Raw genomic sequence first — 12,195 nt, forward strand, 5'->3', positions numbered from 1 at the left:
GGTGTCCAACGGAAAAAGCGCGGGCTGCAGCCGGCTGGCCGGCTGCAGCCCTCCCTCGGGTCAGCTCATGTATTCCAGTTCGATCTTTTCCACCCAGGCGCCCATGTTCTCCTGCACGAAGGTCCAGTCGATGTCCTGCTGTTTGAGCGTGTTGAAGAATTCGACGACCTCGGGCTTGGCCGTGGCCACGGCGGCCTTGTTCACCGGCATGGAGTTGAACTGCTGGGACCACTCACCCTGGGTCTTCGCGCTGCCGAACCAGTCGATGAACTTGAGGGCCTCGTCCTGCTTGTCCGTTCCCTTGACCAGGGCGACCTGCTCGATGGCCAGCGGTACGCCTACTGAAGGCATCACGGTTGCCACATCGACGCTGAACGACTTTTCACGTTCGAGAATGATTGAGGAGGGCATCTGTCCCATGTCCGTGTCCCCCGCGGCGATGCGGGCGAAGAGGTCGGTCTTGGCCACGGCCGGTGTCCCGTTCTTGAAGTACGCTTCGACCTGCTGCCACCCCTCATCCGAGACGCCCAGGTCGCCGGTCTCGTCCTTGTACCGCGTCAGGATGCTGGCGAAGACCAGCTGCGCGGTGGCCGTCCCGAGGCCGGTCACCCGCTCGTAGCGGGATTTGAACTTGTCCTGGGTCCACAAATCGGTCCAGTCCTTGGGCGCCTCGTCCGCGCTGAACTTCTCGGTGTTGTAGCCGAGCAGGATGGCCTGCTGGACCAGCGGCCAGTACGCCTTGCTGTCGGACGGGTCGCCCTTGGCGGCGTCGACTTCCGCGGACCAGGCAGGGGTGAAGGGGGCGATGGCACCGGCTGCCTTGATCTGCTCGAAGTACATGTTGTTGAGTCCGAAGGCAACGTCCGCGATCGGGTTGTTCTTCTCCGCAATCAGCTTGTTGGTGGCGTCCGCGCCGCCGGCGCCGACGATTTCGATCTTGAAGCCGGCGTCGGCCGCCTTCTTCGTCAGCCATTCGCCACGGCCTTCACCGTTGGAATTGGTGTAGACGATCAGCGTTTCGCCGGAGGGCGGCCCCGAGGGGGCGACGGCGGCGGGGCCGGTAGCTGCTCCGGACGCGGCGGGGGCTGCGCCGCCCGCTCCACAGCCGGAAAGAAGGGCGACGGCGACAGCGCCGGCAACCATGGTTTTCAATCTGCGCACGAGTGGGACTCATTTCTGAACGGGGCCAGATGGCATTTGTCCGGCCAGCCTATAGCGGGAAGCGCCGGATTTAGCGGTTATGGCCATCAAATTGATGAAATAGCGCGACCTTGGCCACCGAGTCTGGTGGGTCCGGGTGAACATCGTGCGCCCTGGGCCTGAACCCGCTGTGAACATCCGGGCTCGGCCTGGCAGGGCCCGGCTTTTCCGTACGCGCGCCGGTCTCGTTCCCGACGGTAACCAGGGATCCATCGACATGCCCGCAGACCAGGAATAGCCTTGAGTCGTCCAAAAAACCCGACAAAGATGACGGAGAGGTGCCCGACATGGGAACCGCAGAAAATGTTGAACTGGTCCGGCGTGGGTACGAGGCCTTCAACGCAGGCGATATGGCAACACTCGGTGAAATCTTCGCGGAGGACGCCGTCTGGCACGCAGCCGGCAACGGCGTGCTGTCGGGAACGAAGCAGGGCCGAGACGCCGTGCTGGCGTATTTCGGCGAATTGGGAGCGCGCAGCGAGGGGTCCTTTCAAGCCGACGTCCAGGACATTGTCGGCGGGGAAGAACACACGGTCGCGATCCAGCAGACCCACAGCAAGACACTCGACATGGGCACGGTCATTGCGTTTGTGGTCCGCGACGGACGGATTGCCGAGGGCCGCGAGTACTCCGAAGACACCGCCAAGTGGGACGATTTCTGGGCGTAGCGGGCCCGCTGGCCGCCATCAGTCCCGGGCCACGGCCGCCTGGTCCCCGTTGGGGCCTTAGTCCTCCGCGAGCGTCTCCGTCAGGTGGTGCGTCGGGATCCGGTCCCGGTCATAGGTGATCTCGGTGTACCCGTGCGGTGCCGGCTTGCCGTGCGGATCGAGGTTCACAAAGACGATTTCCTCGATCGTGAGGATGCTCTGCCTGGTGATCATGTTGCGGACCTCGGCGCGCATGGTGAGCGAGGTGCGCCCGAAGCGGGTGGCCGTCAGCCCCATCTCGATCAGATCGCCCTGGACAGCCGAGCTGACGAAGTTGATTTCGGAAATGTACTTCGTGACGGCCCTGCCGTTGCCGAGCTGCAGGATGGCGTAGATCGCCGCTTCCTCGTCGATCCATTTCAGCAGGCTTCCGCCGAACAGCGTGCCGTTCGCGTTGAGGTCTTCGGGACGCACCCATTTGCGGGTGCGGAAGGTGATGTCGGCCGGTTCCATAGTGCGAGATTAGTCGACGGCGGCGCAGCCTGCGGGAGTGTGACGGGACCCGCCGGGCCCGGGCGCCGGCCGTAGACTCTGGGCATGGACGCTCTCTCGATCGTTGGCGGCGGCATCGCGGGGCTCGCGCTGGCCGCATGCCTTGACACCAAACGCTTTCAGGTGACCGTCCACGAGCGGCGGGAAGAGCCGCCGTCGGTGGAGACGTCCCTGGCCATGTGGCCGGAAGCCCAGCGGGCCCTTGGCGGGGTGGGTATTCTCCCGGCCGTCCGTGCGGCCGGCTCCGATTTCGGCGGCATGGCACTGCGGGACGGATCCGGGGCCGTTCTGCTCAAAGCGCGGGCGCCGGGCGTCATCGGGGTGTCGCGTGCGGAGCTGCTCCGGCTGCTGGACGCGGCGGTGCCGGACTCGGTGGCCAGGGCCTACGGCCCGGTGGCATCACTGCCGCGGCCGGGACTTGTGGTTGGCGCCGACGGGGTGCACAGCATTGTCCGCCGCAGCGTCTGGGGCGGACGCAGCAGGGCCAGGCTCAGCCCCTATCTTGCCCTGCGCGGCATCATCAACGAGCCGGTACCGCCCGGCGGCGGCGGTGAATACTGGGGGCGCGGGCAGCTGTTTGGCATAACGCCCGCGTCCCGCGGCCGGACCTACTGGTACGCCTCCTACCGGTCGGGGCTGGGACCCGGCGGCATCGACGTCGAGGAGGCCCTGGCGCTCACCCGGACGCGGCTGTCCGGCCGGGCCGCCGGCATAGACCGCATCCTGACGGCCGCGACGCCGGGGGAAACGCTGGCACAAAGGGTCTGGACGGTGCCCTACCCGGGCAGCTACCAGCGGGACGGTGCGGTGCTGGTGGGGGACGCGGCGCACGGGATGACCCCCAACCTGGGGCGCGGCGCCTGCGAGGCGCTGATCGACGCCGTGACGCTCGCGGATCTGCTCAACTCCCGACCTGTTCCGGAGGCCCTGCGCGCGTACAACCGGCGAAGGCTGCTGCGCAGCCAGGCCTTGCGCGTGGCGTCCTCCGCCATGGCACGGCTGGCGCTCGCGGAAAGTGCCCAACCCCTGCGCGACGAGCTGCTGCGGCTGGCTGGCAGGCGAGGCGGCAAGCCGGGTGCCGGCTGACGGCGTTGAACTCCGGGCCCGCTCAGGCCATGGCGGTATGGGCGGCGCTGTGCGAGTCGATGGCTTTCGCATAACAGTAGGAGTGCTCCACCCCGATGTAGGGCCCGAAGTTCGGCACCGGGACAAAGCCGGAGTTCTGGTAGAACTGCCGGCCGTCAGTCTGCACCGATCCTGCCTCCGCGGTGATGGACGTGATGCCGAGGCTGTGCGCGTGCGCTTCCAGGGCCGCGAGGATGGAGCTGGCTACCCCGGAACCGCGGGTGTACGGCAGCACGTAGAGCCGCTTGATCTCGGCGGTGTGCTCGTCGAGGATGCGCAGTCCGCCGCAGCCCACGGGCTGCCCGGACGCCTTGTCGTGGGCGACGAGGAAGACGGCTGTGTCAGCCTCCGACGGCGGCGGTCCGGGTTCGTGGTCGCTCGTGCCGAAGCGGGCGTCGAGTTCGGCCTGTTGGGCTGCGCGGAGATCCGCGCCCACCGGGTTGGCCCAGGTGACCTGCCGGATGTTGAGCCGCGGGTTCGTCTGCATGGCTGCCTCGCTTCGCCGAAGGGTTATGCAGATCAACCCTAGGCACCGCCGGTTTCGGCCGTGTTTCCTCCGCGTTAGGGTTCGGAGAATTCAGTTACAGCGTGCCGCCGGTCGGGTCCGCCGCCGCCGGGTCCACCAGCGCCAGGCCGCCGACGGGACTGTCGTCCCAGTGGATGAGCCGCCAGCCGGCGTCGGGATCCCCCTCCAGGGCCACAATCCCGGTGTTGGCGAGGACGTGGCGGGCGGCGAAGCCCGCCTCCACGTTGCTGGCCCGAAGGCCCGTCCAGACCCGGATTGCGGCGCCGTGGCTGACCACGGCCACCGTCGCCGCGTCGCCGCCCGCAGCGGCTGCGATCCGGGTGATCGAGGCGTCGTAGCGCTCGAAGAAGTCGTGCCCGCTGGGCCCGGCCGGCATCCTGCGGTGCAGTTCCCCCGCCGCCCAGCCGAACACAGTCTCCAGGTAGCGCAGGTGCGATTCTTTGTCGGTGAGCTTTTCCAGGGACCCGGCTTCGATCTCCCGCAGGCCCTCCAGCACCTCGACCTCCAAACCGCGGACGGTCGAGAGCGGCGCGGCCGTGATCTGGGTGCGGATCAGCGTGGAGGCATAAAGAAGGTCGATCCGCTCATTCGCCAGCGACCGCGCCAGCGCGGCCGCCTGCCGCTCGCCGAGCTCGGTCAGCCCGGGGCCCGGGTGGGCGGTGTCCAGCTGGCCCAGGACGTTCCCGGGCGTCTGGCCGTGACGGATGAGCAGGAGCCTCATGCGAGGTGGTCCACCAGCTTGTCCGCGATGCCGGTGTACGTGCCGGGGGTCAGGGCCAGCAGCCGGGCTTCCGCGTCCGCTGACAGGCCCAGGCTCTGGACGAACTCCTGCATCCTGGCAGCGTCGACGCGCTGCCCGCGGGTCAGGTCCTTGAGCCGCTCGTACGGGTTCTCCATGCCCTCAACGCCGGCAATGGCCTCGGCGCGCATGACCATCTGGATGGCTTCGCCGAGGACTTCCCAGTTGGTGTCGAGGTCCGCGGCCAGCACGTCCTCGGCGACCTTCAGGCGGTCCAGGCCCTTGGCCACATTGGAGATGGCGAGCAGGGAGTGTCCGAAGGCCACGCCGATGTTGCGCTGCGACGAGGAATCGGTGAGGTCGCGCTGCCAGCGCGAGGTGACCAGGGTGGAGCCCAGGACATCCAGCAGCCCGGAGGAGATCTCCAGGTTGGCCTCGGCGTTCTCGAAACGGATCGGGTTCACCTTGTGCGGCATCGTGGAGGAACCGGTGGCGCCGGCGACCGGGATCTGCACGAAGTAGCCGATCGAGATGTAGCTCCAGATGTCCGTGCAGACGTTGTGCAGGATCCGGTTGAACCGCGCGACGTCGGCGTACAGCTCCGCCTGCCAGTCGTGGCTTTCGATCTGAGTGGTCAGCGGGTTCCAGCTCAGTCCCAGTCCCTCAACGAAGCTCTTGGCGACGTGCTCCCAGTCGGCGCCGGGAACGGAGGCCACGTGGGCCGCATACGTGCCGGTGGCGCCGTTGATCTTACCGAGGTATTCGGTCCGGGCGATGCGGTCCAGCTGGCGGGTCAGGCGGTGCGCGATGACGGCCAGTTCCTTGCCGAGCGTGGTGGGGGTGGCCGGCTGGCCGTGCGTGCGCGAGAGCATGGGTACGGCCCGGTTGTCCCCGGCCATGGCGCTGATCTGTGCGACGAGCTTCCGGGCGGCGGGCAGCCAGACGTCCTCCACGGCGCCCTTGATGCCCAGGGCGTAGGAGAGGTTGTTGATGTCCTCGGAGGTGCAGCCGAAGTGCACCATGGCGGTCAGGTGTTCGATGCCGATACCGGGCAGGCGGCGGCCGATGTAGTACTCGACGGCCTTGACGTCGTGCACGGTGACGGCTTCGATGTCCGCCAGTTCGGCGACCGAGCCGGCGTCGAATTCGGTGACGACGGCGCGCAGCTTCGCCTGCTGCTCCGCGGTCAGCGGTCCGGCGCCGGGGAGCACGCTCGTGCCGGTCAGGTGGATGAGCCATTCAACCTCGACGGCGACCCGGTCGCGGTTCAGGGCGGCCTCGGAGAGGTAGTCGACCAGCGGCGCGACGGCCGCCTGGTAGCGGCCATCCAGAGGGCCGAGCGCGATCTGTTGTGAGGACGCGGCGAGGGCCAGGCGTCCGGACGGCGTGCGGGTATCGGCTGTGGCGGCAGTTTCAGGCATGCCCCGATTCTTTCACGAAGTCCCGCCGGGCCTTAAGTGCAGCGGTGCATATGACTTCCGGACGGGATTTCCGGTTCCCAGCACGGTTCCACCGGCAATTGTCCACATGGCCGGGCGGTGGGCTTCAGCCCGCGCGCCGGGGACCCTAACGTCGGTGTTATGACCAGCGGGAGCGCCCCCACCAGTGCGGACACCAGCATCAACACCAGACACAACGCGGGGGACAGCGGGGTGTCCGCCGCGGCCGTCCTGGCCTCCGATGCCGCGGCGTGCGCATCGCGCAGTCACGAGGTCCAGCAGCTTGCCGCCCGGGTCGCCGCCTGCGCAGACCACGCCGACGCCGCGCTGGCCCGCTTGGTCAGCGTGGAACTGCAGAGCTGGCAGTCCCCGGCCGGCCGGGCCTACCGGACCGCGCTGTCCCAGCAGGCGGCCGCCCTGCGTCGCAGCCGGACAGCCCTGCAGGAGGCCGTTGCCGTGGTGCTGCGGCACGCCCAGAACGTGGCGTTGTCCTCGGGGCGGCCGGGGCACTGATGGCGGAGGTCTCGCCGGCCGGCTCCGGGGGAGCGCCCGTCCCTGCCGCTGCGGTGGACGGGATGCTGCGGATCCGCGGCGGAGTGGGCGGGCTCAGTTTCCAGTTCGAGGAGCTGCTGGCCGGAGCCTCCGCCTTGGACGGGCTCGTCGGGGAGCTGGCGGACACGGAGGCGGAGGCGGAAGCAGTGCGGCGTGCCCTGTTCCCGTACCAGTCCGACTCGTATACGACGGGCAGTAACGCGATTGTCGCCGTCGGGGAGGCCGCCCGGGCCCTCGGCCGCGTCCGGATGGAGCTGGAGAGTCTTTGCGGCGAAGTCAGGGCGAGCCACCGGGAGTACGAGTCCGCTGAGGCCAGGAACACCCTGCTCCTGCGTATCGGCCGGACCGGCCCCGGGTACGGGCCACTGTGGAGCCTGGTTGGGCTGCCGCCGCTCACCGTCCGCGACACCGTGGAGGACGAGTTTTCGCTGGCGCCCGGGAGGCTGGCGCTGCTGCTGGGCCTGCCCGCCGGCGCCGCCGCGGCAGGGGGCCAGTCCGGCGGTGTCCGGGCCGCGGTCCGCGGATTGGCGGACGCGCCGGGCATGGAGTTCCTGAGGCCCCGGCCCGTCCGGGTCACGGGCCGGGAAACCCGGACGGAGGAGGCCGATGTCTCACCGGCCGGGTTGCTGCTGCGGGCCGCGGCCGTCGGCCGGAACAGCGGGGAAATCGAGGTTCTCCGGCTGGGGGAGAGCGGCAACCGTGCCTGGGCGGTGATCATCCCCGGAACGCAGCTGGACGGTCTGCCGCAGGGCACCAACCCCTTCGACGCCACCGGCATCGCCGAGGGCCTCGGCTACGACTCGGCCGAGACTGCCGCGGCGGTCCGTCAGGCCCTGGCGGAGGCTGGCGCCGAAGCGGGCGACCAAGTCGCCGCGGTCGGCTACAGCCAGGGCGGCATCCACGCCCTGAACCTCGGCCGGGACAAAGCGTTCTTGGCCGATTACGAACTGAAGTTCGTGCTCACGGCAGGTTCCCCGGTGGGCGGGATCGAACCCGGGCCAGGCATCAGCAGCCTGCACCTGGAACACGAGCAGGACTGGGTACCCGGCGCGGACGGACTGCCGAACCCCGACCTCAAGAACCGGGTGACCGTCACCCTGACCACTCCGATCCCCGGACACGAGTGGCTGGAGCCGGGAATGGGGCCGGGCCACGCCATGGACCGGTACGCCGACGGCGCCCGGGACATCGCAGCCAGCCGGGATCCGTCACTCCAGGCTTCGACCGCAGCGCTCGCGGCCGTGGTCGGCGCGGGCGGAACCGCCACGGTCACCCGCATCCAGCTCCGGCGCGAAGCCATGCCGCCCCAGCGGGCAACGCCCGTCGCTCCGGGGCCACGGCGCCTGGAAGGAAAGCCCCCGGACAACGCCCGGCTCCGGGCATCCGGCGATGTTCCTAGCGGTCGAGGGCCGGGAGAAAGCTGGCCACGAGGGACACCGCGCTAATGATGAGGGCGGCGAACACCGCGGTCCACCAGAAGCTGTCAATGGTGAAGTGCACGGTCGTGTAGCTGCTGATCCAGGACGTCAGATACAGCATGCCCGCGTTGATGACAACCGTGAAAAGGCCCAGCGTGAGGATGGTGATCGGCAGTGATAGCAGGCTGACGATTGGCTTGACGAAGGCGTTAACGAGGCCGAAGATCAAGCCGATGAACAGGTAGCCCAGGACGATGCTGACGGTGCCGTTGCCCGCGGTGGAGATATCCAGGCCGGTGAGGATCCAGCACGCGATGGCCAGGGCCAGCCCGTTGACGATGACTCGTACGAAGAATGAGCGCATGGGCCCATGCTGTCATACGCCCGCCGGCAGCGGCAGGGACCATATCCCCCTCTTGTGGCCGAAACCCGAAGTTCCTGTGGCAGGGACCCGAAGTAGGCTAGTTGGCATGACTTCATCAGAGAACCCGGCCGGGGGCATCAGGCCCCGTCCGGTGGTAGACCTCCTTCCCCGCTACGCGGCCGGCAAACCGCCGGTCCCCGTCGAGGGGTTGGTCAGCTACAAGCTTTCCTCCAACGAAAACCCTCTGCCCCCGATCCCTGCAGTGCAGCAGGCCATCGCGGCGCAGACCGACTTTAACCGCTACCCGGATCCGCTGAGCAGTAAGCTCCGCGGCGCCCTCTCCGAGTTCCTGGCGGTTCCCGCCGAGGACATCGTCACCGGCGCCGGAAGCCTCGGGGCGCTGAACCAGTTGCTGGCCACTTTCGCCGGGCAGAACGACGACGGCAAACCCGACGAGGTCATCTACGCCTGGCGCTCCTTCGAGGCGTACCCGATCTGCGTTGGCCTGGCCGGCGCCGAGAGCGTCCGGATCCCGCTGACCGGCGAGGGCCGCCACGATCTCGACGCCATGGCCGCCGCGGTGACGGCGCGCACCCGGATGATCCTGCTGTGCACCCCCAACAACCCCACCGGACCGATCCTGACCACCGAGGAAACCGAGCGCTTCATCAAACGGGTGCCCTCCGACGTCGTGGTGGTCATCGATGAGGCCTACCAGGAATTCGTCCGCGACGAGCACGCCGTCGACGGCATCGAAATGTACCGCAAGTATCCCAACGTCGTCGTCCTGCGGACGTTCTCCAAAGCCCATGGCTTGGCCGGGCTGCGGGTCGGCTACAGCGTGTCCCAGCCGGACCTCACGCAGCACCTGCGCGTTTCGGCCACCCCCTTCGCGGTGTCCCAGATCGCCGAAACCGCAGCTGTGACCTCGCTCGAGCACTTCGGCGAGGTTGTAGAAAGGGTACAAAGTCTCGTGGACGAACGGGACCGGGTCACCGCCGGGTTGCGGGACCTCGGCTGGTTCGTGCCTGAGGCCCAGGGCAACTTCGTATGGCTCAACCTCGGTGCGGACAGCGCGGAATTCGCCGCCCTGGCGGGGGAGCGGGCCCTCTCCGTGCGCGCCTTTGCCAACGAGGGTGTGAGGGTCAGCATTGGCGAGACCGAGGCCAACACCCGCTTCCTCGAACTATGTGCGATCTATACAAAAGCGCCGCGGCGTTCCTAGCGCTTAACATGACGGCCGTGGCCAGCCCGCTGCGGATACAGTAAGGACGAGTAAGCCAAAATATATGCCGGACCGGGAATGTATAACCGGTCCGGCATATATCCCAGCGATTGCGGCGCATTCGGATGCGGCAAGCAAGGAGACGGTATGGGTGCCACACATCTGCCCGCTACCGAGTTCGATGGAACCGATATTGAGGACCGGCTCGAGGCGGAAGCCGAAGCCCGCCTCGGCGATCCGGCCGAGCCTATGGTGCAGCTCCTCGCTCCCGACGGCACGCTTGGGTCCGATCCTGTGTTCTCCGACTATGCCGAGCGGCTTGACCCGGAGAAATTGCGCGGATTCTATGCCGACATGGCCAAAATCCGCCGCTTCGATGTGGAGGCCACCGCGCTGCAACGGCAGGGACAGCTGGCCCTCTGGGTTCCGCTCACCGGCCAGGAGGCCGCCCAGATCGGCTCCGGCCGGGCCAGCCAGCCGCAGGACTACATTTTTCCCACCTACCGCGAGCACGGCGTGGCCCTGACCCGCAACGTGGACCTGGCCGAGCTGCTGCGCCAGTTCCGCGGCGTCTCCAACGGCGGCTGGAACCCCAAGGACACCAACTTCCACCTCTACACCCTGGTCCTCGCAGCGCAGACCCCGCATGCGGTCGGCTACGCGATGGGGATCCAGCGCGACCAGAAGTTCGCGGCGTCGGCTGCACTCGCCGACGGGGGGGCTGGTCACGCCGAGGAGCCAAAGGCTGCCGTCATGGTTTACTTCGGCGACGGCGCCAGCTCCGAAGGCGACGTCCATGAGTCCATGGTGTTCGCGGCTTCCTATAAGGCGCCCGTGGTGTTCTTCTGCCAGAACAACCACTGGGCGATCTCCGTCCCCAGCTCCGTGCAGACCCGCATCCCGCTCGCCAACCGGGCCAAGGGCTACGGATTCCCGGGCATCCGGGTGGACGGAAACGACGTGATCGCCGTTCACGCCGTCACCGAGTGGGCCCTGGAACGTGCCCGCCAGGGCGAGGGACCGGTTTTGATCGAGGCGTTCACCTACCGCGTTGGTGCCCACACGACGGCCGACGATCCCACCAAATACCGGGAGTCCGCGGAGGAGAGCCGGTGGCGGGCCAAGGATCCGCTGGAGCGCCTAGAGAAGTACCTCCGCGCCCAGGAAATGGCCGACGACGCCTTCTTCGAACAGGTCAAGGCGGACGGCGACGAACTCGCCGCCTACGTCCGCAAGACCACCTACGACCTCGAAACCCCGGACATCCGGACTGCCTTCGCCAACACCTACGTGGAGGCCCACCCGCTGGTGGCCGAGGAGCTCGCCTGGTTCGAGGAGTACAGCGCAGGATTTGCCGATGAGGCAGAACCCGCGGAGATAGCCCAGGCGGAAGGTGCGGCCAACTGATGACCACCATGACCATTGCCAAGGCCATCAATGAAGGCCTCCGCGCAACGCTGAACAACAACCCCCGCGCCCTGCTCATGGGCGAGGACATCGGACCGCTGGGCGGCGTGTACCGCGTCACCGACGGCCTGTTCGCCGAGTTCGGCGCCGACCGCGTCGTCGATACCCCGCTGGCGGAGTCCGCCATCATCGGCACCGCGATCGGACTGTCCCTGCGCGGCTACCTGCCCGTCTGCGAAATCCAGTTCGACGGCTTCGTCTTCCCTGGCTTCAACCAGATCACCACCCAGCTGGCCAAAATGCACTCCCGCAGCAACGGCAACCTGACCGTGCCGGTGGTCATCCGGATCCCCTACGGCGGCGGCATCGGCTCGATCGAACACCACTCGGAGTCGCCGGAGGCGCTGTTCGCCCACACCGCCGGGCTGCGCATCATCACCCCGTCCAACCCGCACGATGCCTACTGGATGATCCAGCAGGCCGTCGACTGCCAGGACCCCGTCATCGTCTTCGAACCGAAGCGCCGCTACTGGCTCAAGGGCGAGGTGGACACGGAAACCCCCGGACCCTCCGCGGACCCGTTCAAGGCACACGTGCTCCGCGAGGGGACAGACGCCACCGTGGTGGTCTACGGACCCCTGGTGCCGGTGGCCCTGGCCGCAGCCAACGCCGCGGCCGAGGACGGCCACAGCGTCGAGGTGATCGACCTGCGCTCGATCTCGCCGATCGACTTCGACACCGTCACCGACTCCGTCCGGAAGACGGGCCGGCTGATTGTCGCCCACGAGGCCCCGACGTTCGGCGGCATCGGCGGCGAAATCGCGGCACGGATCAGCGAGCGTGCCTTCCACTCACTCGAGGCGCCCGTCATCCGCGTCGGCGGCTTCCACATGCCCTATCCGGTGGCCAAGGTGGAGGAAGACTACCTCCCGGACATCGACCGCATCCTCGAGGCACTCGACCGCGCCCTTTCCTACTGACTGCGCCCCTTTTCTGCTGGC

13 protein-coding genes are annotated in these 12,195 nt (G+C 68.0%); 7 read left to right on the forward strand and 6 right to left on the reverse strand.

Annotated elements, in window-relative coordinates:
- Nucleotides 1–60: 60 nt before the first annotated feature.
- On the reverse strand, nt 61–1,143 hold the full coding sequence (locus ABIC21_RS16640; RefSeq protein ID WP_354351491.1) for an extracellular solute-binding protein: 1,083 nt from the start codon (nt 1,141–1,143) through the stop codon (nt 61–63).
- 344 nt (nt 1,144–1,487) lie between these two features.
- Here ABIC21_RS16640 and ABIC21_RS16645 point away from each other — a divergent pair, with 344 nt between their 5' ends.
- Nucleotides 1,488–1,868: a nuclear transport factor 2 family protein gene (locus ABIC21_RS16645; protein ID WP_354351492.1), complete on the forward strand. Its 381-nt coding sequence runs from the start codon at nt 1,488–1,490 to the stop codon at nt 1,866–1,868.
- 57 nt (nt 1,869–1,925) lie between these two features.
- Here the strand turns inward: ABIC21_RS16645 and ABIC21_RS16650 are convergent, their stop codons facing one another.
- Nucleotides 1,926–2,360, reverse strand: a complete 435-nt coding sequence (locus ABIC21_RS16650) for an acyl-CoA thioesterase (RefSeq protein WP_354351493.1) — start codon at nt 2,358–2,360, stop codon at nt 1,926–1,928.
- An 84-nt stretch (nt 2,361–2,444) separates the two neighbouring features.
- On the opposite strand from ABIC21_RS16650, the gene ABIC21_RS16655 reads away from it, so the two are divergent.
- Nucleotides 2,445–3,485, forward strand: a complete 1,041-nt coding sequence (locus ABIC21_RS16655) for an FAD-dependent monooxygenase (RefSeq protein ID WP_354351494.1) — start codon at nt 2,445–2,447, stop codon at nt 3,483–3,485.
- Between the two features lie 22 nt (nt 3,486–3,507).
- Here ABIC21_RS16655 and ABIC21_RS16660 read toward each other — a convergent pair whose 3' ends face one another.
- The 3 genes from ABIC21_RS16660 to purB form a co-directional block, all read right to left on the reverse strand.
- Complete coding sequence (locus ABIC21_RS16660; RefSeq protein WP_354351495.1) at nt 3,508–4,011, reverse strand: GNAT family N-acetyltransferase; 504 nt, start codon at nt 4,009–4,011, stop codon at nt 3,508–3,510.
- Nucleotides 4,012–4,105: 94 nt separating this feature from the next.
- Nucleotides 4,106–4,771: a histidine phosphatase family protein gene (locus ABIC21_RS16665; protein ID WP_354351496.1), complete on the reverse strand. Its 666-nt coding sequence runs from the start codon at nt 4,769–4,771 to the stop codon at nt 4,106–4,108.
- Nucleotides 4,768–6,210 carry an adenylosuccinate lyase gene (purB, locus tag ABIC21_RS16670; protein ID WP_354351497.1) on the reverse strand — a complete coding sequence of 481 codons (1,443 nt, stop codon included), beginning with the start codon at nt 6,208–6,210 and terminating at the stop codon, nt 4,768–4,770. The genes ABIC21_RS16665 and purB overlap by 4 nt, the downstream gene beginning before the upstream one ends.
- 159 nt (nt 6,211–6,369) lie before the next feature.
- Between purB and ABIC21_RS16675 the strand changes: the two genes are divergently transcribed.
- Both ABIC21_RS16675 and ABIC21_RS16680 read left to right on the forward strand, forming a co-directional pair.
- Entirely contained in the window at nt 6,370–6,741 is a 372-nt protein-coding gene (locus ABIC21_RS16675) for a hypothetical protein (protein ID WP_354351498.1), read from the forward strand.
- Nucleotides 6,741–8,225 carry a hypothetical protein gene (locus ABIC21_RS16680; protein WP_354351499.1) on the forward strand — a complete coding sequence of 495 codons (1,485 nt, stop codon included), beginning with the start codon at nt 6,741–6,743 and terminating at the stop codon, nt 8,223–8,225. The genes ABIC21_RS16675 and ABIC21_RS16680 overlap by 1 nt, the downstream gene beginning before the upstream one ends.
- Here the strand turns inward: ABIC21_RS16680 and ABIC21_RS16685 are convergent.
- On the reverse strand, nt 8,176–8,562 hold the full coding sequence (locus ABIC21_RS16685; RefSeq protein ID WP_354351500.1) for a phage holin family protein: 387 nt from the start codon (nt 8,560–8,562) through the stop codon (nt 8,176–8,178). The two genes, ABIC21_RS16680 and ABIC21_RS16685, sit on opposite strands and share 50 nt — an antisense overlap.
- Before the next feature lie 106 nt (nt 8,563–8,668).
- Between ABIC21_RS16685 and ABIC21_RS16690 the strand changes: the two genes are divergently transcribed.
- The 3 genes from ABIC21_RS16690 (at nt 8,669) to ABIC21_RS16700 (ending at nt 12,174) form a co-directional block, all read left to right on the forward strand.
- The gene (locus ABIC21_RS16690; RefSeq protein ID WP_354351501.1) at nt 8,669–9,787 is read left to right on the forward strand and encodes a histidinol-phosphate transaminase; all 1,119 of its coding nucleotides are present in this window, start codon (nt 8,669–8,671) and stop codon (nt 9,785–9,787) included.
- A gap of 147 nt (nt 9,788–9,934) precedes the next feature.
- Nucleotides 9,935–11,194 carry a pyruvate dehydrogenase (acetyl-transferring) E1 component subunit alpha gene (gene pdhA, locus ABIC21_RS16695; RefSeq protein WP_354351502.1) on the forward strand — a complete coding sequence of 420 codons (1,260 nt, stop codon included), beginning with the start codon at nt 9,935–9,937 and terminating at the stop codon, nt 11,192–11,194.
- Complete coding sequence (locus ABIC21_RS16700) at nt 11,194–12,174, forward strand: alpha-ketoacid dehydrogenase subunit beta (protein WP_354351503.1); 981 nt, start codon at nt 11,194–11,196, stop codon at nt 12,172–12,174. Before pdhA ends, ABIC21_RS16700 begins: the two co-directional genes overlap by 1 nt.
- The last annotated feature ends 21 nt before the right edge of the window (nt 12,175–12,195 follow it).

Source organism: Pseudarthrobacter sp. PvP090 (assembly GCF_040547365.1).
Lineage (GTDB): Bacteria > Actinomycetota > Actinomycetes > Actinomycetales > Micrococcaceae > Arthrobacter.

Excerpts from the sequence above, each read along its gene's own strand:
- ABIC21_RS16640 (WP_354351491.1), bottom strand. The coding sequence starts at position 1,143 with ATGGTTGCCGGCGCTGTCGCCGTCGCCCTTCTTTCCGGCTGTGGAGCG.
- ABIC21_RS16645 (WP_354351492.1), top strand. The coding sequence starts at position 1,488 with ATGGGAACCGCAGAAAATGTTGAACTGGTCCGGCGTGGGTACGAGGCC.
- ABIC21_RS16650 (WP_354351493.1), bottom strand. The coding sequence starts at position 2,360 with ATGGAACCGGCCGACATCACCTTCCGCACCCGCAAATGGGTGCGTCCC.
- ABIC21_RS16655 (WP_354351494.1), top strand. The coding sequence starts at position 2,445 with ATGGACGCTCTCTCGATCGTTGGCGGCGGCATCGCGGGGCTCGCGCTG.
- ABIC21_RS16660 (WP_354351495.1), bottom strand. The coding sequence starts at position 4,011 with ATGCAGACGAACCCGCGGCTCAACATCCGGCAGGTCACCTGGGCCAAC.
- ABIC21_RS16665 (WP_354351496.1), bottom strand. The coding sequence starts at position 4,771 with ATGAGGCTCCTGCTCATCCGTCACGGCCAGACGCCCGGGAACGTCCTG.
- purB (WP_354351497.1), bottom strand. The coding sequence starts at position 6,210 with ATGCCTGAAACTGCCGCCACAGCCGATACCCGCACGCCGTCCGGACGC.
- ABIC21_RS16675 (WP_354351498.1), top strand. The coding sequence starts at position 6,370 with ATGACCAGCGGGAGCGCCCCCACCAGTGCGGACACCAGCATCAACACC.
- ABIC21_RS16680 (WP_354351499.1), top strand. The coding sequence starts at position 6,741 with ATGGCGGAGGTCTCGCCGGCCGGCTCCGGGGGAGCGCCCGTCCCTGCC.
- ABIC21_RS16685 (WP_354351500.1), bottom strand. The coding sequence starts at position 8,562 with ATGCGCTCATTCTTCGTACGAGTCATCGTCAACGGGCTGGCCCTGGCC.
- ABIC21_RS16690 (WP_354351501.1), top strand. The coding sequence starts at position 8,669 with ATGACTTCATCAGAGAACCCGGCCGGGGGCATCAGGCCCCGTCCGGTG.
- pdhA (WP_354351502.1), top strand. The coding sequence starts at position 9,935 with ATGGGTGCCACACATCTGCCCGCTACCGAGTTCGATGGAACCGATATT.
- ABIC21_RS16700 (WP_354351503.1), top strand. The coding sequence starts at position 11,194 with ATGACCACCATGACCATTGCCAAGGCCATCAATGAAGGCCTCCGCGCA.